The following is a 21,894-nucleotide window of genomic DNA, read 5'->3' as shown; positions in this document are numbered from 1 at the left end:
TAGCTGTCTATCATTATAGTTATAATCCCTTATTGCATTAAATGAAAAAATAAAATTATAAGATGAAATCAAGCACATGTTACAAATTTAAGATTTACATTACTGTCACGTAGTTTTATAATTAGTTTTGCATGCCCACGGGTGTGCGAAAATGAGGAGATGGGTTTTCTGTGTGCCCTTGGGCATGCAGAAGATTCATAACTCCCGTTATAAGGCCCCTTTTATTAGGGGTCTTTTTGTATTTAAAAACATTGATTACCATTTACGTAAATAAAGTAACTGTGGTATTGTATTTTCATGTTGATTATCGTAATATTCATGTGTTTAAAAATATACAAATAAAAAGGAGTTTATGCATATGAGTTTTATAATAATGATCATTGTAGGTGGCCTTATCGGCTGGATTGCAGGTGCTATCGTAGGTAAAGATATTCCAGGAGGTATCATTGGTAATATTGTTGCTGGTCTAATTGGTTCTGCGATTGGTAGTAGATTGCTTGGTACTTGGGGCCCAGTATGGGGCGGCGTACCAATTTTCCCTGCATTGATTGGCTCAATTGTATTTATATTTATCGCTTCACTTATTATTAGTGCGCTAAGAAAAAAATAATTAAGATAAATCGACTTACAAAAAGTTAGAAAAAATTTTTATTATAACGGGTAGAAATTATGATCTTTTTTGTGAAAATATTACGATAATCAACGACCATCTCTCAATGATAATATAAAGGTGGTTTAGTATGATAAACATTATTTCAGCTATTGGTTCTATTGGAACTTTTATAATGGCACTATTTTATTTTGTTTCAGTTTCAATACAACTGTACCAAATGAAAATAAGTTTTATTCCTGCGCTTGGATTTAATCAAATTTTACTTTCTTTAGATAAAGATAATCAATTACAAATGGTTAATACAAGTTCTGATTCTGTTGAACACCAAGATTATTTGAAAATTTTTAATCTAGGTGGCGGAGCAGCAAAAGATATTAAGATTGAAATTATTCTTAATGAAGATAACGTAATTCAAAAGAAATATGTAAGTATATTACCAAGTAAAGAAGGTTATTTATTACCAATTAATAAAGATGTTTTTGATGAATTGCAAAGTACCATTCAAAATAATGGTTATGAATCTAATTTAAATATTAGAATTAATTATTATCATAACGTTAGTAGAAAAGTAAAAACAATCATGTTAAATGGTAAATTAGATAGATTTAATACGTATGATGAAAAAGAACTTTATGAATTACAATTTATTAATAAATAATACTATTTGTGCTTTGTGCATATATAAATATATTTATGAAAAACACTCATTAGATAACTTTAGGGTTATGGTGAGTGTTTTTGTTATGTTTTATGACATAGATTTGCTGTAGATATGCTTTGAATATACAATGAAATAGAGGTGAAACGATATGATACGACAAGCACGTCAATCAGATTTACAATCGATTTTAAGTATATATAATCATGCAATATTAAATACGACTGCAGTTTATACATATGAGCCAGTAACCATTGAAGAAAGAGAAACTTGGTTTCATACAAAATTAGAGCAAGCTGAACCCATTTTTGTATATTTAAAAGATGGCCAAGTTGTTGGATTTGCAACATATGGTGCGTTTAGAAATTGGCCAGCGTATCAATATACTGTAGAACATTCGATTTATGTTGACCCAGAAACTAGAAATGAAGGTGTAGCTTCACAACTTTTAGTTAAATTAATTGAAGAAATTAAAAACAGAAATTATAAGACAATTGTTGCAGGTATTGACGCATCAAATACTGCTAGCATTAAATTGCATGAAAAATATGGTTTTGAATTATGTGGAACTATAAAAAGTGTCGGTTATAAATTTGACAGATGGTTAGATTTAGCTTTTTATCAATTGATATTGAAATAATTATGTTTAAAGCCAACGATGCTATTTTAGAGCAAGTAAATAAAGTATTATAGAAATTGTGCCGGACATGATGTTAGATAAGTTATTTTAATCGTTTGGTAAGTCAGTGGAAACATTTTGCGATACGTATTAGCATCAATGCTAATTAGCTAAACAAATCATCAACGGTAGTATCGAGCATTGATGCCAGTTTAAATGCTAAAGATAATGATGGATCATATTTATTATTTTCAATCGCATTAATGGTTTGTCTAGAAACGCCAAGTGCTTGACTAAGTTTTAATTGGGAAATGGCCTTCTGCTTGCGATAATATTTGATTTTGTTTTTCATTTTATCTTCCTTTTTATGTATATTTACGTTTTACGTAAAAATAGTTCATAATCGTTAATATGAAAATAATGATAATGACGGATAGCTCTGGATAAGTTGAAAAAAAGCTGTGATTAAAGTCCCATACATTAATTATACACAATATAAATGTTAAGAGTAGGGCGTGTATTGTCCAAACGCAAGTTCTAGCAAGTACTTCTGTGAATATTTTACTTTGCCTTTCGTCATATTGATGATTAGCTTGGTCAGATATCTCTGAAGGTAAAAATTTATGTGACAGTATCGTCCAGCTGACTGTAAATAATAAAACAACAATAAAAATGATGAATAATTTCATAATGATGCCTCCATGAGTAGAAAATTTTTCATTTTCAACATAAAAAAATATGTGCTTAAATGTCAAATGTTTTTGACATTTTTAAATAGAAAATAAAAGTGCTCGTTAGTTTAATAAGTAGAAAGGGTATGGATAAATAAATAATATGACCTTTTCATAAGAGATTTTTAGGTTTTTGTAGTGATACGGTTTGAAAATCTTATTCATATGACTTGGGGTGATTGTGATGGCTGTGTTTGCCTTGTTATTTCATTTAGTCTGTTTAATTATTGTTTTAATCGCAGGTTTTAAAGCATTAAAAGAGTTCAGAAAACCTATGAACCAACGTAATCAAAGAAAAATTGATTCCATTTTAGTACTTGTGTTAGTGGTGGCTTTGATTGCGATACTGTCTAGTGTTTTTACAGATATTTAATAAAATGTCGTTGCTCAAGTGAGCGACGGCTTTTAATTTTGTTTTAGAAACGGTAAATGTCGTTAATATGAAGTATAAAATAATATTTCATTTTGTAATTAATTCAATATTAATATAGAATGAATTAAAGAAGTTTTGTAAATGAAATTTTTTGCTACTTAATAGTAAACGGATTAATATTTTATTCAAGGAGATGTCGTTATGAAGTTTAGATTTAGTGTTTCATTGTTGTTGGTTTCAAGTTTATTATTGTCACAAACTGCAATGGCAGCACAAGAAAATAAAAGCACTCAGGATACAAAGAAAAATGATACACAAAATAAAGAAAATACGAGTAAAGCCATTGATTATGAAAAAGCTCAAAAAATGAGTCCACAACAATTGAAAAATGCATTAACACCAGGAGATTTAAAGTTACATAATAAAGATGGTGAACGTCAAAATACTGAAATGAGAAGTTTTTCAGCAAATCGAGCATATCAAGATGTAAATACATACATAGCAAATAATAATATAAAACCAGCTAAAATCGTACAAGATTCTAGAATGAATAACTTACCCAAGTATAATTATAAATCTGGCAAATATATCGGTGTAGTAATTCATGAAACGGCCAATCCAAACAGTACAATTGATGGTGAGGTAAATTACATGTACAACAATTATAATAGTGCATTTGTACATGCGTATGCGGGTAGCGATAAAATTGTGCAGACTGCGCCAAGTCAATATTTAGCTTGGGGTGCAGGTGCTAACGCTAATCCATATTTTTATCAAATTGAATTAACAAGATCAAACACATTTGATGGTTTTGCAAGATCAGTTAATAACCAAGCATATTTAACCGCAAAAATGTTGAAAGCCAATGGGCTACAACCTTCGCTTGCTGACAATAATCAAGGGACAGGCACAATTATAAGTCACAATGCGGTAAGTCAATATTGGGGTGGTTCAGACCATTCAGATCCGATTGGCTATTTCGGACAATGGGGATATAATATGAACCAGTTTTACAGTTTAGTACAAAAACACTATAAATCTCTATCAGGTGGTAGTAGTGATGGAGCAATTACTGGTAGCACTTATAAAGTATCAAAAGGTGATACGCTGTATAGTATTTCGAGAAGAAGTGGCGTTTCAATAGATAATATTAAGAAATGGAATAAATTAACGAGTAACACACTTTCTGTAGGACAAGTATTAAAGTTAAAAAATCCTAACACATCAAGTGATTCTATTACTGGAGATTCACATAAAGTGGTTGAGGGAGACACACTTTATAATATTTCAAAACGAAGTAAAGTGAGTGTAGCAAACATAAAAAAATGGAACCATTTAAAGTCTGATAATATTAGTAAAGGACAAATTTTATATTTAGTTAAGACATATACGGTTAAAAAAGGTGATACTTTATACAGTGTTGCTAAAAATCAAGGTACTACTGTAGATAAAATTAAAAAGGATAACAAGTTGAGTTCTAATAGTTTGAAAGTAGGGCAAATTTTAAAAATAAAATAGAAGTATTGCATATAAACGAGCAAGTCTTAATGGACTATGCTCGTTTTTTAATACATTGAAAAATGATTTTTGAATATAATTGTGAGCGTCATAGTTTCGTGTTACTTTAATAATATAAAATCATAGGTGGGTATAGATAATGAAAAAAATCATTTTAATACTGTCATTGTTATATTTATCAGTGATTTTGACAGCATGTGGTAACAACGAAAAAAATAGTGATGATGTTGAGCAAAGCAGTAATACAAACAAACAAGATGAAGACAATGACCAGCGTGAGGAACGACAATCTACAGAACAAAGTGAAGCAAAAAAGGATCAGTCGTTACCTCAAGATTCAACGGCTGAAAATGACAAGAATACAGATTCAAAAGCTAAAAAGAAAAACGATAATGTTTCAAAAAAGAAAAATGACGATAATAGTACAAGTTATTTAACAGGTTTAAGTGCTTCAGAGATCGAATACGCACGTGTTTGGCATCAACTAGGTATGATTAAAGATGTCAAAAATATTTATGTCAAAAAATATCCAAAAGGGTCACCAGTAAATGAAAATGCGGAAAAGAGCGCAAAGTATCCTGAGGATGTTGTTAAATTAGAAGCGCCAATGAAAGTGGGTGGCTCAATAACATATAGTAGTAATGGGGATGGAACTATTAATATTTATAAAAAAATTCCTTACAGATGGGAGACAAGCACATCTTCGAACCCTGAGGATGTTTATCAAGACACTAAAAATGCAGTTGAGCAAGATGTAGAAACAGTTGAAGTTAATGCAACAGACAATGCACAAATCAAAAAGTTAGCCCAAAGAATACAATTGGTTAATGAATGATGCTTTGTGGTATAAAGTAAAGAACAATTTTGAAGTGACTTGATCATGGCATCAACAATTCTAACTATTTTATGATTTTGTATAGTGTGATACATTATATGTAATCGTAATTAGGAAATCGTTAGCATACGATATATAGTTCGTAACTTTAAATTTAGTTGAGGTGAGACGCATGTTAACTAAAGGTATTAAATATCCATATGTTAAATTCTTTTTTGATGTGATTGGTATTTTATGTGCGATAAGCGTATTAGCGATCATATTTGTTAATGGTTTTACCAACAGTCAATCTGGTAACTTTAGTTTAGGATTCGAAATAACTGGTACACATATGATAATGATGAATATTTTGGTATTGGTGACAATGATTTGTGCAATAACATCAACAATTTTAAGAAGGGTAAAATAGTGTGATGAGGGTTTGATTAGATTGTACTGAAACGAATATTTATGTGAAGTAGAAACAGACCAGAAATTAAAAACTAATTTCTGGTCTGTTTTCATTTTTTATAGATGCACATTTTCTTTAGCATAATAAAATTTTTGCTTTTTTTCAGTAATAAATAATTGGAGAAATGTAAGTATACCAATTTTACCTATTAACATTGTGAGTACAATGACTATTTTCGTTGGGCTATCATATAATGTCGTGAAATTCATCGATAGCCCAACAGTGCCGAAAGCGGAAATCACTTCAAATAATACTTTAGAATAAGGTATTGCCGAATTCAAATAACTTACAATAAATGAGATAAATATAACGAATGTCCCGGCAGAAAATGTAATGGCCACAGCAGTTTTTAATGTATGGTCATGTATAGATTTTTTGAAAATAGAAGGGTGTTGTTCGTTTTTTAATGTACTTTTTATAAATAATAACGTTAAGACTAAACTTGTTACTTTAATACCACCTGCAGCACTGATAGGGGCGCCACCAATAAACATTAAAAGCATTAATAATATTGAAGTAGGTGGTGTGATTTGTCCGATATCGACACTGTTAAAACCAGCAGTTCGTGTCGTAACAGACTGAAAGAATGAAGCGCCAAGTTTTTCTAAAAATGATAAATGCATCATAGAATGGTTATATTCTAAAAAGTAAAACACAACCGAACCAATAAATATGAGTATGACATATGTCGTTAATACTATTTTTGAGTGTACGGTTAATTTACTTAACTTTCTTGTTGTAGCGACGTCTAAAAAGACAAGCGGTCCAATACCGCCCATGATGATAAGAATTGGAACGATTATAGTTATTATAGGGTCATTAACAGTGCGCATCATATTATCACTAAATAATGAAAAACCAGCATTATTAAAAGCAGAAATTGAAGTAAACACACTTAAAAATAGCCCTTTACCAAAGCCATATTTTGGAATAAATGATAGTGCGATACATATTGCTCCAATGAATTCTGTAAGGATACTATAAACGACGAATTGAAGAATCAATTTGATGACGCCACCAGGTGTTTCAATGTTCCAGGTTGTCATAATCAAATAACGGTTTCTTAAACTGATTTTTCGATGCATCAGTATCAGCGTTAAAAGTGTTACCGTGACTATTCCTAACCCACCAATTTGAATAAGTAATAAAATAATAGTATCGCCTAACCAATTAAATTGACTAGATATATCTATAGTCGCTAGGCCAGTAACTGTAAATGCACTAGCAGAGATAAAAAATGCGTCTACAAAATCTAAAGGTTTTACACCTGTGACCGGTAGATATAATAATAAGGTGCCAACGATTGTGGTGAATAAAAACAACATTAAATACATATATAATGGTTTGTTTAATAGTCTCATTTTTAAAGTCCCTCGCATTTTAATAATGAGTATTTTATACTCATTATTAAAAAAAGCAAGTTAATTGATAGAAGTAAACTGAAAAAATTAATTTTTAAGTTTGTGAACGAATGCCTTTAGTGACGGCTTCAGCGAAATCATAAATTGAATTTCGGTATTTGTTCGTGTTTTCTCTCGTCTTTCTGTTTAAATTGTCTTTTTTGAAAAATGATTTTCTAATAGATGTAGATATCTCCAGTTGAACACCAGAACCTGAGTCATTTTCATTGATGAAATTTTTAGAAGAACGGCCATTAATATTATTTGGACTTTTTTCTACATTAAACCCTTCTTTTTCTAATTCTTTTTTTATGGATTGCGCCATTTTTTTATCCTGGCCGCCGATATAAACGATATCTTTATCACCTTGAAATCCGTGTATTGAGATAGATTCTTGAGAACGATTTGTCATTTCTTTCAATTTAGGATCGTCAAAATTGGTAGATGTAATATGCAATTGTTTGTTACTTGATTTTAGTAAGCCTTCAAAGCTATATAAATTAAAGTCTCCTTTTTTAGAAATGATTTTAGCTAATTCGGAGGTGCCCGGTTCTATACCGCCACCATGTATCGCAGTAATAAGTATATCTTTATTATTTGTTTTTTTAACATTTCTTTGCCAATCACGCTGTTTCACTGTATCTGATTTTAATTGAGCGAAATTTTGATATTTATCTTGATTGGGTGACTTGTTATTGTTCCATATGTATGTAAAGTATAGACTAACTAGTATGATGCCAACAATAACAAGCATAACTAAATAATATACGTAAGTGCTTAGAATATTTTTCATCGTTAACTCCTGATCAAAAGTATTTACTGACTAGTAAAGTATAACAAATTTATTAATGCTGCATAGATTATATGTTATTTACAATTATGTTAATAACATTGTAATGAAATTTACATATTAGGGTATGAAAGATATAGAGTGAATTATTAAATTGAAAATGAAATAGCTTGGATATTTTAGAAAAAGTAATAACGACGGAGTGGAGAATAAAACATGTACTGACCGAGCATTTATGATAACCATGTTTATGAATTTATGATCAACGCTAACATGTGCGGTTAGTCTTTCCTGTTCGGTCAATCACGCTGAATGCCTTAATAAGACATAGTGATGTGTTTTTATGATTGAATGATTACAAAATATTTAATTTTAGAAGAAAGGTTGTGAATTTTTTGGATATAGTAACTAAAATGCAAGTCAATGTATCTAGTGATCAAGTGTTTGAAGCTTTTGTCAATCCAGATTATATAGGAGGATTTTGGTTTTCTTCAAGTTCTGAACGTTGGGAAGAGGGTAAAACAATTACCTTACGATATGAAGAGTATCATGCTGAAATCGATATTTTAATAGAAGATATGGTTGAAAATGAAATGATTCAATTTAAGTGGGGCGATAATCATGTAACAATCCAATTCGATGGTGATGATAATCATACAATTGTAACTACTACAGAAAAAGATATAGAAGAAAATGATGTAGCACGCTTATTAGGCCAAAAAGAAGGCTGGGTATATATGCTTAGTTGTCTGAAATCATATTTAGAATATGGCAATAAAATAAGAGGTGCATTATTGTAACTATCCAACTAGGATTGAAAGCATGGCAATGTTTAACTTTGATCACGCTTTCAATCCTTTTTATATATTTTTCAAATACCAAAACAAAAATTTTGCACGATATGGTTTAATATGTTTAAATGTAATTATAAAAGTTTCAATTAAAGATAAAAGGTGATTTCTTTGAATTTAGAATTCAATATAGCAGTACATTTACTGACTTTTTTGCTAAAACATGATGATGAGCGTTTTAGCAGCAATGAATTAGCGGAACGTATCTGTATTAATCCGGCTCAATTACGCAGGGTAACTCGTAAGTTAAATCAACATCATTATTTAGCTACTTCTAGAGGTAAATTTGGAGGGTATCAGGCTAATGATATGACAGCAAATGTTAACTTGTCTGAACTATTTGTGATGTTTAAAGAAGATCGCTCAGAAGGACGTTTATTTACTGGAGATGCTGGTAGTGACTGTGAAGTTTCAAGAGAAATTGGTAACACGATGTTTAAGTTTCATCAAAAAGAAGAAGAGCTATTAATTAATTATTATCAAAATGTAACGATTAAAGACGTTTTAAATGAAACGATTAAGGAGGATTATTATGAAAAAGTATGATTTATTAATAATTGGATTTGGTAAAGGTGGTAAAACTTTAGCAAAATTTGCGTCTGGCCAAGGAAAAAGTGTAGCGGTAGTTGAAAAATCGCAAAAAATGTATGGTGGTACATGCATTAATATAGGTTGTATTCCTTCAAAAACACTTGTGCATGAAGGTTTAGCACACGGTTCATTTGAACAAGCTTTTTCTAGAAAATCCGATGTAGTAAATGCACTAAACAGTAAGAATTATCATAATTTAGCAGATGATAATAATATCAACGTATTAGATTTTACTGCAGCATTTAAGTCTAATAATGAAGTAGAATTATTAGATGAAAATGGTGAAGTACAAGAAACACTTACTGCAGAAGATATCGTGATTAATACAGGTGCACAACCAATCATTCCATCCATCGAAGGTGTAGAAACATCAAAGCATTTATATGATTCTACTGGCATTATGGAATTGGCAACACAACCTCAACGTTTAGTTATTGTGGGTGGAGGCTATATTGCATTAGAATTTGCTTCTATGTTTGCGAATTTTGATACACAAGTAACTGTTTTAGAGAAACATGATGATATCATGCCTAAAGAAGATAAAGATATTGTTGCAGAAGTTAAAAAAGATCTTGAAAATAAAGGTGTTAATCTTGTATTAAATGCAGATACAGAGCGTTTTGAAGATAATGCATCTGGCACAACAGTACACACGACACAAGGAAGCTATGAAGCGGATGCGGTATTGTTAGCTACTGGTCGTAAACCAAATACAGACTTAGGTTTAGAAAATACAGATGTTGAAATTGGTGAACGTGGAGAAATCAAAGTAAACCAAAACTTACAAACAAACGTGCCAAATATTTATGCATTAGGTGATGTTAAAGGTGGCATGCAATTCACGTATATTTCATTAGATGACTTCAGAATTGTAAAAGATCAATTGTTTGGTGATGGCAAACGTACGACCGAAAATCGCGGTGCTGTGCCATACACTGTATTTATTGATCCACCATTATCACGTGTAGGTTTAACAGCAGAAGAAGCAAAAGCACAAGGTTATCAAATTTTAGAAAATGCAGTACCTGTAAACACAATTCCGCGTCATAAAATAAACAATGATACAAGAGGTTTGTTTAAAGCAGTCGTTAATAAAGAAACAAGTGAAATATTAGGTGCTACTTTATATGGCTTACAATCTGAGGAAATTATTAATTTAGTAAAATTAGCAATTGACCAACATTTATCTTATGAAGTATTAAAAGAAAATATTTATACACATCCTACAATGGTTGAATCATTTAATGATTTATTCAATATGTAAAGCAAATATTTTTAATAAATATTAAAAAGTCTCTAATCAAAAAGAGCAGGGTTAAGTAATCTAGTGTAACTGGATTACGACCCCGCTCTTTTTTAATATGATGATTTATATAATTGATTTAATAATTTGACCTATGAGTCCGAAAATACCGATGATTAAACAGACCACACCAAAGCTAACTAAACTTTGTTTTTTGCCGACACCCTCTTTTTTAGGTGTACGGTTATTTATGATGAGCAACACAATACCAACGATAATGAGTAATATTGAAACAATCCACATTTTGCGTCCCTCCTTACTTGTATCGATAAAATAATAACGTCTTTACTATCTCTTTACCCTGTTAACTGCTTATATTAACGCCTTCTTTGCACATCATATGTGATGTGACATTAACAGATGAGTTAAATATATTATAAATGATTATGTAATGTAAGGGTATAGTAAGTTATAAAATAGATTGATCCACATAAATGATGAGGGGGTGATAGAGATGAAAATAGATGATACTTATGTATTTGACTCAAATGATTTAGAAGATTTTATAACAATATATCACTCGAATGGTTGGATGGGGCATAATAAGGAAAAGATTAAGACAATTTTTAATGCTAGCACACATATCGTGGTGGCAAAGCATAATGGTAGTGCTATAGGATTAGCGAGAGCCTTATCAGATGGTGTATTTAACGCAGCTATTTATGATGTTATCGTGGATCAGTCCTATCAAAATAAGGGTATAGGTTATGACATTGTATGTAGAATGATTAACCAATTGGGGCAGGTGTCTTGCGTGCATTTAATTTCAACGCATGGCGTTGAAGGATTATATCAAAAATTAGGTTTTCGGAAATTAAAAACAGGTATGGCCATATATGCAAATCAAAAATTAAAAGATGAGTATACTGATTAATGTCTATCAGCTATACTCACCTTTTTGGTCGAGAATCTAGATTATAAAATATTGTGACTCACATCCTCATGTGAATAATTTTTCAATAGAGAACAACCCAGTGGATGATGACCATTGTCAACGTAATGGTTGATTTCTTCAAGTACATCTAAAATTTCATACTCAGGTGTATTAACATCAAACGTATATTTGAATACTTGCTTCTTGTCAGATAATACAGTTGCAACGAGTTCATTATTTTGCATTTTGTAATTTAATAATTTCATAATAATCCCTCACTTTTATTAATCGTTTTAGTCCGTTTATCAAAATACTCAATTGAGAATAAGTTTCATTGACGACGCCATTACATTATAATTATTATAATGTAATCTTTATTATACATTAAAATACATAAAATGTAGAGAGTTTTGACTTAAAAATTAATTTAAAATGCTTTCTTTATAAGAATTAATATAATTTATTATAAACTGAATCATCTTAACTTGAAGTTCGAAGTGTAATTTGATACGATTTCAGTAATTGAATAAACCTTTCTAGGGTTCCACAACGATGGTGTTGGTTCGGTCCGAGAGAAAGGCACATATTAATATGTGACACGGAAGGATAAAAGCCTGGGAGATAGTATAGATGACTATCTCTCAGGCTTTTTTAATCTTAAAGGAGGATTATGTTATGAATTGGTTGAAAATTGTGATTGCAGCACTCTTTGAAGTGGGATGGGTTATTGGCTTAACTCATGCTTCATCAGTATCTGAGTGGATATTGACAGTCATTGCTATATTTTTAAGTTTTTACTTACTTATAGATGCTTCAAAAGTATTACCGGTAGGGACATCTTATGCAGTCTTTGTAGGACTTGGTACAACTGGCGTTACACTAGCTGATTTTATATTCTTTGATCAACCATTTAACCCAGGGAAAATCATTTTAATAACGACATTGTTGCTTGGTGTAATTAGTTTAAAATTAGTGACGACAAATGAGAGGGGGCATTCATAATGGCTTGGATTTTATTGATTTGTGCAGGTATATTTGAAATGCTTGGTATTACATTTTTGAATGCTTATGTGCATAGTCGCAAATATAAATCGCTTGGTTGGATGATAACTTTCTTTGCAATTAGTTTTTTAACATTATCTATTGCTATGAAACAGTTGCCTATGAGTACTGCATATGCTGTATGGACTGGCATTGGTGCTGTTGGCGGAGCAGTTTTAGGTATGCTTTTTTACAAAGAGTCAACGGATATTAAACGAATTATTTGTATTCTAGTTATATTGGGTAGCACCATTGGTTTGAAATTATTAAGTTAAAATTAACTGAGTTATACCACATAAATTATTTTTCCATTTCACGGCTTTCAATGATTGACCATTGACCAAATTTTGGATTTCGTTCATATATTATTTGAACATCACCATAACAGAATCATAAAAGATTTGTTTCGCGTGTTGCGATACAGTGTGCATCTTGATAACATAATTAAGGTGGAGGTGCAGAAAATGGAAGGATTAGCCGCATTTATAACAATTACTTTAATGATTATTATCGTCCCAGGACCTGATTTTTTCGTCGTGATGAAAAATTCAATCACTTCTGGTAAAGGTAATGGTGCGATGGCAGCATTGGGTATAACGACAGGCCATGTTGTTTATTCTCTACTAGCGGTCTTTGGTATTATTTTTATTTTGGCAAATATGTATTACGTGTTTTTAGTGATTAAAATACTGGGTGCTTGTTACCTTATATATTTAGGTATCAAAAGTATTATTAGCGCACGACAAAGTATGAATTTTTCAATCACACAAATGAAAGCACAACAAATCAGCTATTTAAGTTCATATAGGCAAGGTTTCTTTAGTACCATTTTAAATCCAAAAGCATTACTCTATTACATAAGTATCTTACCGCAATTTTTAAGTGCGGGCGAAGGCGTTACCACACAAATAGCGGTGTTATCCGCGATTGTAACGACAGTTATTTTATTATGGTTTATTTTCTGTGTATATATTTTTCAATACATTAAATTACTTTTTGCAAACAGAAAGATTAAAGCTATTTTTGACTATACGGTAGGTGCAGTGTTAATTGGTCTGTCGCTTAATTTATTATTTAGCAAAAGTAGTTAATCTAGATTTAACAAAAAAAGCAGCTTGAGGAAACAATATTTTCCCAAGCTGTTTTTTTTAGTGTGTTTTTGTGTCTATCGAATATTCAAAAGTAAATGATTTATCTTAGGGGTTAAAATAAGCACTTTCAGAAATTAATACTTTGACGCCACGATAAATATTTTTAATTGTATACCAAATCGTGAATATGATTAAAATAATTCCTAAAATTATCATTATGACCATAATTGTATGATGTTGTTGATTGACGATCATGCCACCTAAACTTGCAACGATAATAATAAATATCGGTCCTAAATATGTGATGACATGATAGAATAGCGATTTAGCAGCATGCGTGGATGCTGGTTTATCAGCAAAAATCCAAATGATGATAGGTAATATGATTGGAGCAAAAAATATGCTGAAATAACTTACAGAAGCTAAAACACGTCCACCTTGCGTATCTGAATTTAAAGGTTGTTCATTCATTTTTATCACCTCACATTTAAAGTAACAAAAATAAATATTTTATTATAGAAGTTATACTTCATCTAACAAAAATGTTACCTTATTTAAAAATACAAAGGAGTACAAACATATGAAACTATACTTAATTCGCCATGGTGAATCAAAATCCAATTACGATAAAAAAGAAGGAAATCACTATTTTTGTGGCCAATTAGACGTTCCATTAACTGAAAAAGGCGCTCGAGACGCGCAATTATTACAACATCATTTTAATCAAGTCAAAATTGATCATATTTATTTGTCAGATTTAACAAGAACGAGACAAACATATAATGCAATTTTTGATAAAGATATTCCAGCTAGTGTAACGACATTACTGAGAGAACGTTCTTTAGGTCAGTTTGAGGGTGAAAAAGTGAGTGAAATTGAACAAAATGCTCAATTTGAAACTTATTTTAATGGCGGTCCAAACAGTTCATTTAGGCACAGCTTTACTCAAAAAGCACCAGAAGGAGAAAGTTATGAAGATGTTTTAAAACGTGTAGAAACTTTCTTTAAACAAGAGCTAGATACATCTTTAGATACAGTTGTAATCATTGCTCATCAAGTTGTAATTAGATGTTGTTTCGTATACTTAGGTTATGAAAATAAAGCATCTGTGATAGATAAGCAAATTGATAATTGTGTACCTTATGAAATTGAGCTTTAGCTTTGATAAAATGACGTATTAAAAAACCTGAACTGTTTATTTGCTCAGTTCAGGTTAATATCTTTTTGCTGCTGTTAAGCTATCGTGAAATCCTTGGAATATAGTGTTGATATTGTCTAAGAAACTACCAACAATAACTGCGAGTATGACGTAAGTAATGCTTAAAGCAATAGATTTATATGAAATTACGCCATAAGTTTCTTTTTTCTCAAAGAGATTAAAAGCTATGAAGACAGCAGCCATGGCACCTAGTAAAATCGTAATTACCATAGTGCAACCTCCCTATAAAGTTTTCGGCTGTGCTCCTACGTTTACTGTGTTCAATCTTATAACATAGGATAACAAATACATCTCCGAGAAAAAAAGTCATTTTATATTAAAAAACCTTACAATCATGTAAGGTTTTTTACAAATATAAGTCAAGATGAATCATTTAACTTTAAGTAAGCGCTTAAAAGGCTTTATAATGCTGGGAATTGGTATTGTCATCATTTTGTAATGCATAGCACTTTATTTGATATCAATAAAAATGAATTTGATAGTTATTCAAAGAATGTTCACAAATTCAAGTAGTTGAATAACCATGAATGATACATTATTTATCTATTGCATCACTTTTAATACCTTTATCTTTAAGGAACTTTTTGATTTTTTCTTGTTGTTTACCGTTTACATTTCCTGCATGTTCTGCTGATACGTCTACAACGTTTAGCGTGTTTTGCGGTTGATAATTTACTTCTTCGATTTGTTTATCAGCATCTTTAATCGTGGTGTTTAACGCAGTGAAATAGTTAATGATTCGATCCACGTCATCTTTATAACCTTTAGGCAGATGATTGTCCTTGACAAAGTTTTTAAATCGCACATCGTTTTTAATCGCATTGTGTGATAAATCAGATAATCTTTTGGCTTGTGCGTCTGTGATTTTAGTATCCGTACCGGTTTGCTTATCTAATTTATACTGTATTAGATATTTATTGTCGAGAATATCTGCATTAACATCTAGATATTTTTTTATCGCTTTGTTCATTTCATCTTCGCTTATATTTTCGCCTTTTTTATGAGAAGCAAAGATATTACTTTCTGTAACTTTTTTGACATTTGAAGGGGCATGTCTTTCACTGTGTTGTTTATCATCATTTGAATTTTCATTAGCACATGCTGTGAGTATGACAGTTAGCATGAGAACGAATGTTATAAGTATACTTTTTTTCATAAAACGTATTGCTCCTTTAAAAATAGTCCAATTTATATTAATTGATGTGCTTTTGAAATTATAACCTAAGACTATCATTTCAAGCTATTGATTGATATAGATGTCGTAAACTTAAACGCACAATCTTTTGAACAAAGTTTGAAACTTTGAGCGAAAACGTTTCATATTTGTGTAACAAGATTCGACTGCTTTTCCTTAGAAATGAAAACAACAAAAAAAGGAGAACCAAATTTGGTTCTCCTTTATCATCTATTTGAATAGGGAAGTGATTAGTGTCGAATGATATAATCAAATGCATTTAATGCAGCATTTGCACCAGCGCCCATTGAAATAATGATTTGTTTATTACGATCGTCTGTAACATCGCCTGCAGCAAATATACCTGGGATGCTTGTAGCGTTTGTACGATCAATGATTATTTCATTTGCTTGGTTTAACTCAACATAGTTATCTAACCATTCTGTATTTGGAAGTAATCCGATTTGTACGAATATACCTTCCAATTCTATAGTGTGGTCTTCACCAGTTGATTTGTCTTGATATTTAAGACCCGTCACTGAAGCTTCACCTAAAACTTCAGTTGTTTGTGCGTTCTTGATAATTGTAACGTTTGGTAAAGAGCTTAAACGTTCTTGTAATACGTCGTCTGCTTTAAGGGTAGCGTTACGCTCAAGTAGTGTAACATGTTCTACAATACCTGCTAAGTCTATTGCAGCTTCTACACCTGAGTTACCGCCACCAACAACAGCAACGTTTTTATTTTCAAATAGAGGTCCGTCACAGTGCGGGCAGAATGCCACCCCTTTATTGATAAGGGCTTCTTCACCAGGTACTTCTAGCTTACGCCAACGTGCACCTGTAGCAATAATCACGGTTTTACTTTGTAATTTAGCGTCATTATCTAAAGTGACAATAATACCATTGTCTGTTTTTTCAATATCACTTGCTCTGACACCTGTCATGGTATCTACATTATATTGCTTTACATGATCTTCAAGTGCAGAGGAGAACTTAGGACCATCCGTTTCTTTAACTGTAATAAAGTTTTCAATTGTTGCAGTATCGTTGACTTGACCACCAATGCGATCTGCAACAATACCAGTGCGTAATCCTTTACGTGCAGTATAGATAGCGGCACTACCACTTGCGGGTCCACCACCAACGATTAACACGTCGTAAGGATCTTTATCATTGAATTCCGAAGGGTCTGCTTTACTACCTAGTTCAGATAATATATCTTGTACAGTCATGCGTCCATTGCCAAATTCTTCACCATCTAAATAGATAGCTGGCACTGCCATAATATCTTCAGATTCCTCTCTGAAAATAGCACCGTCAATCATTGTATGAGTGATATTTGGATTTAATAAACTCATTAAGTTCAATGCTTGAACGACATCCGGGCATTTTTGACACGTTAAACTGATATAAGTTTCAAAATTGAGTGGGCGATCTAAAGCTTTAATTTGATCTATGACAGATTGCTCTTCTTTAGGTGCGCGACCACTGACTTGTAATAAAGCTAATACAAGTGAATTAAATTCGTGACCCATAGGTAAACCAGCAAATGTAATCCCTGTGTCTGCGTCAGGTTTATCTACTGTAAAGCTTGGTGTACGTTTTAGGTCTTTCTCTTCAATTGTGATATGAGATGATGCTGCTGCAACTTCGTCTAGCAACTCTTTTAGTTCTTTCGATTTATCATCTGAACCAAGACTTGCGCGTAGTACAACATCACCTTCCATTAATTGAAGTAATTGTTGTAATTGTGATTTTAGCTGATCATTAAGCATTCAAATCAATGCCTCCTTAGATTTTACCTACTAAGTCAAGACCAGGTTGTAATGTTTCTGAACCTTCTTCCCATTTAGCTGGGCAAACTTCACCTGGGTGTTGACGTACATATTGTGCTGCTTTAATTTTGTGTACTAATGTACTTGCATCACGGCCAATACCGTCCGCATTAATTTCAGCTGCTTGAACAACACCATCAGGATCAATGATAAATGTACCACGTTGAGCTAGGCCAACCTCTTCATCTAATACATCAAAATTACGAGTGATTGTTTGTGAAGGATCGCCAATCATTGTATATTGAATTTTATTAATTGCTTCAGAATGATCATGCCAAGCTTTGTGTACAAAGTGTGTATCCGTTGAAACTGAATATACGTTTACACCTAATTCTTGTAATTTATCATACTGATTTTGTAAATCTTCTAATTCAGTAGGACATACGAATGAGAAGTCTGCTGGGTAGAAGCAAACTACACTCCAAGAACCTTTTAAGTTTTCATCAGAAACTTCGAAAAACTCATCTTTCTTTGGATCATAAGCATTAGCTGTAAATGGTAAAATTTCCTTGTTGATTAAAGACATGTAAAACATCCTCCTATTTAATAACTTAGTGTTAATTTAAATATTTTTAATCAGATTATCATAATTTCTTAATTATAATAATTCTAATCTTTCAATTACTATTATTGCATGTAGCTATTGTTTCGTCAACATTAGTACCTTTAAAGCACAATAGATTTAAATCGTGCTCGCTATTTGTGTTAGAAGACAATAAAACTAGTTAAGCTACATAAGAAAATGAAAGCATATACATTATTTGTATTTTCTTTCACACTATATAAATAGCCTTCCTATTCTCAACTAAACATAAGAATTGAGAAGGAAGGCATTGAAAGTTTGATATGATAGGCTTATGAAAAATTATCACAAATTTGTGAACTTATTTACCGTTTTTGGAACTTGTAATGATAAGTAAATATTAAAGAAAGTATATTGATTTATTGGAAAACATTATCACCGCATTTTGATATTTACTAAATTGTTCCATGTTAACAATAGGTGTATGGGTGTATATGAAATGATTGAATCACATAAAGAGATTATTTTAGGTTGTGGAATTTAGGAGAATTTAAAAAGTGAATTGTTTATGCTACTCAAAACTTAAGAATAGAAGCATAACAAATAATTTATTAGCTACATTTCTATTCCTAAGTTTTTAAAATAGCTTATGAGTTGTTCATTGAAAAAAGTGAAATAATCATATTAATAAACAATTTTATAATCAAACAAACGACTGTACCATCCACCAAATAATAAACGCTACAGGGAAGAATAACCACCAAAAGTTAGATAGAAATTCCCAAACATTCATAGGACGATCTTTCTGATTAGAAACTGGTTGTTGATAGGTTTCAATAATTGTCTTTTTTAATGCTTTATCTCCTTTAATGAGTTCATCTAATGAGACGTCGAATAGGTCGCTCATTTTTATTAACATATCAATACTAGGATAGACTTTATTCAGTTCCCATTTTGAAATGCTTTGACGTGAAATATTTAATATTTCAGCAAGTTCGTCTTGCGACCAATTTTTGAGTTCGCGTTGTTCTTTGATACGTGGTCCAATTTCCATAGTTATCACTCCTTTTATATGAAATTAACTGTATCACCATGTAATGTCACGCACTTAATCGTTTACTCGTGTGCAACTCGAGGTTGCAAACACCTATTTGAAGGTGTTTTTGAAATAAATATAGCATGAAATCAGATCAATTTGATGTAAATTGAATCTTTAAATGTTTAGTAAGTATTTACCCATATTCACATAAAAAAGACGAGATAGAAATTAAATTACAATGAAAAATTTCTATCTCGTCTGCTTGTATCATTAAATATACCGTTGTAGGGATATATTATTTTAATTTTATATGCTTATCTGTCCCAATATCTTGCGCGTTCAAATGCTTGAATAATTGTTTGAGCATCATCTGAAATATATACACCGGGTGCGTTCAAGTCTAGTTTTGCATTTGATAATTTTTCTGATGCGGCTTGATTAACAACTAGCGGTTTGTTGTGTTTGTATGTGAGTTCTGCAAATGCCTCTGCATCCGGTGATAATTCTGCACCATCTGAAATTACAAACACACTATCAAATAATGTAGGGTGTGCAGTATCATACGTTTCAGTTATGCCGAAATCTTTAGTGATATCTTTAGGTTGTTTGCCTACAAAAGCATAGTTGAGTTTGTTGTCGGCAAATGTTTTGGCATATGATTTTAATGTTTCCTCATTTATCTCACCGTTCACAAGTACTGCTATAGAATGTCCAGGTAATGGTATATCGAATTTTTCCATTGTTAACTTACTATCTTTGGCATCAGTTTGTACTTCTTCATTTTCTTCTGGCACTTCAACGCCTACGTTTGCTGCGACGCGCTCTGTCAATGCGCGATCAACTTTGTTTAGTTGATTCACTGCATTTTGTTTAACTATAGCTGATTTACATTTACCAATTTCAAATGAAAATCCATCTACGGTATGGTCGAATTCAGGCTTTGTTAAACTATTCAAATAAAGTTTAGCTTGGCTGTAATAATCTTTAAAGCTTTCACTACGTTTTTGTATTTTACGTCCTTCAACTTTTTCTTGATAATGTTCGTAGCCGCCTTCTTCTTTAGGTGTTGTGTGGGGATCGTTGTTGTTTAATGCATTGTTGTGATATGCCGTTTGTCCTTTATGGACATTCATTTGATGCATAGCATCTCTTTGGTTATTGTGTACTTCATTAACTGGTCGATTAATTGGTATTTGATTAAAGTTTGGTCCACCTAATCTTGATATTTGAGTATCCGTATATGAGAATAAACGTCCTTGTAATAGAGGATCGTTAGAGAAATCAATGCCAGGCACGATATGACCAGGATGGAACGCTGCTTGTTCCGTTTCATCAAAAACATTAGATACGTTTTGATTTAACGTCATTTTACCAACAATTTCAACTGGAACTTCATCTTCTGGCCATATTTTTGTTGGATCTAAAATATCAAAATCAAAATCAAATTCTTGTTCTGGTCGAATCACTTGAAGGCCTAATTCCCACTCAGGGTAGTCTCCTTTTTCAATTGCTTCATATAAATCTTTGCGATGGAAGTCAATATCTTTACCGGATAAGATTTGTGCCTCATCCCATACCAATGATTCTAAACCGTGAACTGGCTTCCAATGAAATTTTACGAAATAGGATTGACCATCACGATTAACCAAGCGGAAGGTATGGATGCCGAATCCTTCAATCTGTCTAAAGTTTTTAGGGATACCTCTGTCACTCATAGCCCAAACCGTTGTGTGCGTTGATTCTGGGTTTTGTGCGAAAAAGTCCCAGAATGTATCGTGAGCAGTCCCACCTTGAGGCATTTCATTGTGTGGTTCAGGTTTAACAGCGTGAATTAAATCTGGAAATTTAATAGCGTCCTGTATAAAGAAAACAGGTATATCGTTACCTACTAAATCAAAAATACCTTCATCTGTATAGAATTTTGTAGCAAAACCACGCACGTCTCTTACTGTATCTGGAGAACCTTTTGATCCTTGGACAGTTGAAAATCTGACAAACACTGGGGTAGTCTTTTCAGGATGTGTTAAAAAGTCTGCAGAAGTGTATTCAGATAAATCTTTGTAAACTTGAAATTCACCGTGAGCGCCAAAACCGCGAGCATGTACGATTCTTTCAGGAATTCGCTCGTGGTCAAAGTGCATAATTTTCTCTCTAAAATGGAAATCTTCTAATAAACTAGGACCACGTTCACCAACGGTTAATGTGTTTTCATCTTCACTTACTTTAACGCCATTATTCGTCGTCATTGCTTTATCGTCATTGTTTTTTTCTACATTTTTTAATTGTTCCTGTTTTTTGTTACTCAAATGAATTACCCCCTTGTTATTATTGTTCCACATTTATGTTTTGGAAAACATTTCAATTT

At 31.9% G+C, this 21,894-nt stretch carries 28 protein-coding genes and 1 riboswitch; of the genes, 15 read left to right on the top strand and 13 right to left on the bottom strand.

What is annotated here, in order from left to right; translation table 11 throughout:
• The first annotated feature begins 358 nt into the window (after positions 1–358).
• From KA833_RS11280 to KA833_RS11270, 3 genes are all read left to right on the top strand, one after another.
• Positions 359–610, top strand: a complete 252-nt coding sequence (locus KA833_RS11280; RefSeq protein ID WP_064209642.1) for a GlsB/YeaQ/YmgE family stress response membrane protein — start codon at positions 359–361, stop codon at positions 608–610.
• Positions 611–740: 130 nt separating this feature from the next.
• Entirely contained in the window at positions 741–1,271 is a 531-nt protein-coding gene (locus KA833_RS11275) for a hypothetical protein (protein WP_210128342.1), read from the top strand.
• 151 nt (positions 1,272–1,422) lie between these two features.
• Positions 1,423–1,911: a GNAT family N-acetyltransferase gene (locus KA833_RS11270; protein WP_064209641.1), complete on the top strand. Its 489-nt coding sequence runs from the start codon at positions 1,423–1,425 to the stop codon at positions 1,909–1,911.
• Between the two features lie 145 nt (positions 1,912–2,056).
• On the opposite strand, the gene KA833_RS11265 is transcribed toward KA833_RS11270, so the two are convergent.
• Positions 2,057–2,242: a helix-turn-helix transcriptional regulator gene (locus KA833_RS11265; RefSeq protein WP_107359912.1), complete on the bottom strand. Its 186-nt coding sequence runs from the start codon at positions 2,240–2,242 to the stop codon at positions 2,057–2,059.
• Positions 2,243–2,255: 13 nt separating this feature from the next.
• A complete protein-coding gene (locus KA833_RS11260; RefSeq protein WP_210128343.1) occupies positions 2,256–2,579 on the bottom strand; it encodes a hypothetical protein in 324 nt (107 codons plus the stop codon).
• 226 nt (positions 2,580–2,805) lie between these two features.
• On the opposite strand from KA833_RS11260, the gene KA833_RS11255 reads away from it, so the two are divergent.
• The 4 genes from KA833_RS11255 to KA833_RS11240 all read left to right on the top strand — a co-directional run bounded on the left by KA833_RS11255 (position 2,806) and on the right by KA833_RS11240 (position 5,756).
• Positions 2,806–2,994, top strand: a complete 189-nt coding sequence (locus KA833_RS11255; RefSeq protein WP_046207074.1) for a hypothetical protein — start codon at positions 2,806–2,808, stop codon at positions 2,992–2,994.
• Positions 2,995–3,195: 201 nt separating this feature from the next.
• Positions 3,196–4,512 (top strand): LysM peptidoglycan-binding domain-containing protein, encoded by a 1,317-nt coding sequence (locus KA833_RS11250; protein ID WP_210128344.1) that lies wholly within the window; start codon positions 3,196–3,198, stop codon positions 4,510–4,512.
• A 139-nt stretch (positions 4,513–4,651) separates the two neighbouring features.
• Complete coding sequence (locus KA833_RS11245) at positions 4,652–5,347, top strand: hypothetical protein (protein ID WP_210128345.1); 696 nt, start codon at positions 4,652–4,654, stop codon at positions 5,345–5,347.
• A 172-nt stretch (positions 5,348–5,519) separates the two neighbouring features.
• Entirely contained in the window at positions 5,520–5,756 is a 237-nt protein-coding gene (locus tag KA833_RS11240; RefSeq protein ID WP_046207071.1) for a hypothetical protein, read from the top strand.
• A 98-nt stretch (positions 5,757–5,854) separates the two neighbouring features.
• Here KA833_RS11240 and KA833_RS11235 read toward each other — a convergent pair whose 3' ends face one another.
• Both KA833_RS11235 and KA833_RS11230 read right to left on the bottom strand, forming a co-directional pair.
• Positions 5,855–7,159: a TrkH family potassium uptake protein gene (locus KA833_RS11235; protein ID WP_046207070.1), complete on the bottom strand. Its 1,305-nt coding sequence runs from the start codon at positions 7,157–7,159 to the stop codon at positions 5,855–5,857.
• A gap of 94 nt (positions 7,160–7,253) precedes the next feature.
• On the bottom strand, positions 7,254–7,991 hold the full coding sequence (locus KA833_RS11230) for a poly-gamma-glutamate hydrolase family protein (protein ID WP_210128346.1): 738 nt from the start codon (positions 7,989–7,991) through the stop codon (positions 7,254–7,256).
• Positions 7,992–8,383: 392 nt separating this feature from the next.
• Here KA833_RS11230 and KA833_RS11225 point away from each other — a divergent pair, with 392 nt between their 5' ends.
• The 3 genes from KA833_RS11225 to merA all read left to right on the top strand — a co-directional run bounded on the left by KA833_RS11225 (position 8,384) and on the right by merA (position 10,694).
• Entirely contained in the window at positions 8,384–8,788 is a 405-nt protein-coding gene (locus KA833_RS11225; RefSeq protein WP_064209637.1) for an SRPBCC domain-containing protein, read from the top strand.
• Positions 8,789–8,950: 162 nt separating this feature from the next.
• Positions 8,951–9,385: a redox-sensitive transcriptional regulator HypR gene (gene hypR, locus KA833_RS11220; RefSeq protein WP_046207067.1), complete on the top strand. Its 435-nt coding sequence runs from the start codon at positions 8,951–8,953 to the stop codon at positions 9,383–9,385.
• Positions 9,372–10,694, top strand: a complete 1,323-nt coding sequence (gene merA, locus KA833_RS11215) for a hypothiocyanous acid reductase MerA (RefSeq protein ID WP_107359908.1) — start codon at positions 9,372–9,374, stop codon at positions 10,692–10,694. Before hypR ends, merA begins: the two co-directional genes overlap by 14 nt.
• Before the next feature lie 105 nt (positions 10,695–10,799).
• Here the strand turns inward: merA and KA833_RS11210 are convergent, their stop codons facing one another.
• Positions 10,800–10,976 carry a hypothetical protein gene (locus tag KA833_RS11210; protein ID WP_164987250.1) on the bottom strand — a complete coding sequence of 59 codons (177 nt, stop codon included), beginning with the start codon at positions 10,974–10,976 and terminating at the stop codon, positions 10,800–10,802.
• Between the two features lie 211 nt (positions 10,977–11,187).
• On the opposite strand from KA833_RS11210, the gene KA833_RS11205 reads away from it, so the two are divergent.
• On the top strand, positions 11,188–11,607 hold the full coding sequence (locus KA833_RS11205) for a GNAT family N-acetyltransferase (protein WP_210128347.1): 420 nt from the start codon (positions 11,188–11,190) through the stop codon (positions 11,605–11,607).
• Between the two features lie 41 nt (positions 11,608–11,648).
• Here the strand turns inward: KA833_RS11205 and KA833_RS11200 are convergent, their stop codons facing one another.
• Positions 11,649–11,873 carry a hypothetical protein gene (locus KA833_RS11200; protein ID WP_019469882.1) on the bottom strand — a complete coding sequence of 75 codons (225 nt, stop codon included), beginning with the start codon at positions 11,871–11,873 and terminating at the stop codon, positions 11,649–11,651.
• Positions 11,874–12,132: 259 nt separating this feature from the next.
• Positions 12,133–12,230: riboswitch (guanidine-I (ykkC/yxkD leader) on the top strand.
• A gap of 52 nt (positions 12,231–12,282) precedes the next feature.
• On the opposite strand from KA833_RS11200, the gene KA833_RS11195 reads away from it, so the two are divergent.
• The 3 genes from KA833_RS11195 (at position 12,283) to KA833_RS11185 (ending at position 13,739) form a co-directional block, all read left to right on the top strand.
• Positions 12,283–12,609, top strand: a complete 327-nt coding sequence (locus KA833_RS11195) for a DMT family transporter (protein WP_210128348.1) — start codon at positions 12,283–12,285, stop codon at positions 12,607–12,609.
• Positions 12,609–12,923: a DMT family transporter gene (locus KA833_RS11190; RefSeq protein ID WP_064209633.1), complete on the top strand. Its 315-nt coding sequence runs from the start codon at positions 12,609–12,611 to the stop codon at positions 12,921–12,923. Before KA833_RS11195 ends, KA833_RS11190 begins: the two co-directional genes overlap by 1 nt.
• 189 nt (positions 12,924–13,112) lie before the next feature.
• On the top strand, positions 13,113–13,739 hold the full coding sequence (locus KA833_RS11185) for a LysE family translocator (protein WP_046207063.1): 627 nt from the start codon (positions 13,113–13,115) through the stop codon (positions 13,737–13,739).
• Between the two features lie 105 nt (positions 13,740–13,844).
• Here the strand turns inward: KA833_RS11185 and KA833_RS11180 are convergent, their stop codons facing one another.
• On the bottom strand, positions 13,845–14,210 hold the full coding sequence (locus tag KA833_RS11180; RefSeq protein WP_070658200.1) for a DUF4870 domain-containing protein: 366 nt from the start codon (positions 14,208–14,210) through the stop codon (positions 13,845–13,847).
• 109 nt (positions 14,211–14,319) lie between these two features.
• On the opposite strand from KA833_RS11180, the gene KA833_RS11175 reads away from it, so the two are divergent.
• Positions 14,320–14,898, top strand: coding sequence for a histidine phosphatase family protein (locus KA833_RS11175; protein ID WP_046207061.1), 579 nt, complete (start codon positions 14,320–14,322; stop codon positions 14,896–14,898).
• A 54-nt stretch (positions 14,899–14,952) separates the two neighbouring features.
• On the opposite strand, the gene KA833_RS11170 is transcribed toward KA833_RS11175, so the two are convergent.
• The 6 genes from KA833_RS11170 to KA833_RS11145 all read right to left on the bottom strand — a co-directional run bounded on the left by KA833_RS11170 (position 14,953) and on the right by KA833_RS11145 (position 21,835).
• Entirely contained in the window at positions 14,953–15,168 is a 216-nt protein-coding gene (locus tag KA833_RS11170; protein ID WP_046207060.1) for a hypothetical protein, read from the bottom strand.
• A gap of 325 nt (positions 15,169–15,493) precedes the next feature.
• On the bottom strand, positions 15,494–16,114 hold the full coding sequence (locus tag KA833_RS11165; RefSeq protein WP_070038372.1) for an NDxxF motif lipoprotein: 621 nt from the start codon (positions 16,112–16,114) through the stop codon (positions 15,494–15,496).
• A gap of 269 nt (positions 16,115–16,383) precedes the next feature.
• Positions 16,384–17,907 (bottom strand): alkyl hydroperoxide reductase subunit F, encoded by a 1,524-nt coding sequence (gene ahpF, locus KA833_RS11160; RefSeq protein ID WP_046207058.1) that lies wholly within the window; start codon positions 17,905–17,907, stop codon positions 16,384–16,386.
• Positions 17,908–17,923: 16 nt separating this feature from the next.
• Positions 17,924–18,493 (bottom strand): alkyl hydroperoxide reductase subunit C, encoded by a 570-nt coding sequence (ahpC, locus tag KA833_RS11155; protein ID WP_210128349.1) that lies wholly within the window; start codon positions 18,491–18,493, stop codon positions 17,924–17,926.
• Positions 18,494–19,193: 700 nt separating this feature from the next.
• Entirely contained in the window at positions 19,194–19,544 is a 351-nt protein-coding gene (locus KA833_RS11150; RefSeq protein WP_046207056.1) for a helix-turn-helix domain-containing protein, read from the bottom strand.
• A gap of 299 nt (positions 19,545–19,843) precedes the next feature.
• Positions 19,844–21,835 carry a catalase gene (locus KA833_RS11145; protein ID WP_210128350.1) on the bottom strand — a complete coding sequence of 664 codons (1,992 nt, stop codon included), beginning with the start codon at positions 21,833–21,835 and terminating at the stop codon, positions 19,844–19,846.
• Positions 21,836–21,894 lie beyond the last annotated feature (59 nt).

Source organism: Staphylococcus sp. GDY8P67P, assembly GCF_017892545.1.
In the GTDB taxonomy this organism is placed as follows: domain Bacteria; phylum Bacillota; class Bacilli; order Staphylococcales; family Staphylococcaceae; genus Staphylococcus; species Staphylococcus ureilyticus.
This window is presented reverse-complemented; position numbering and strand designations above follow the sequence as displayed.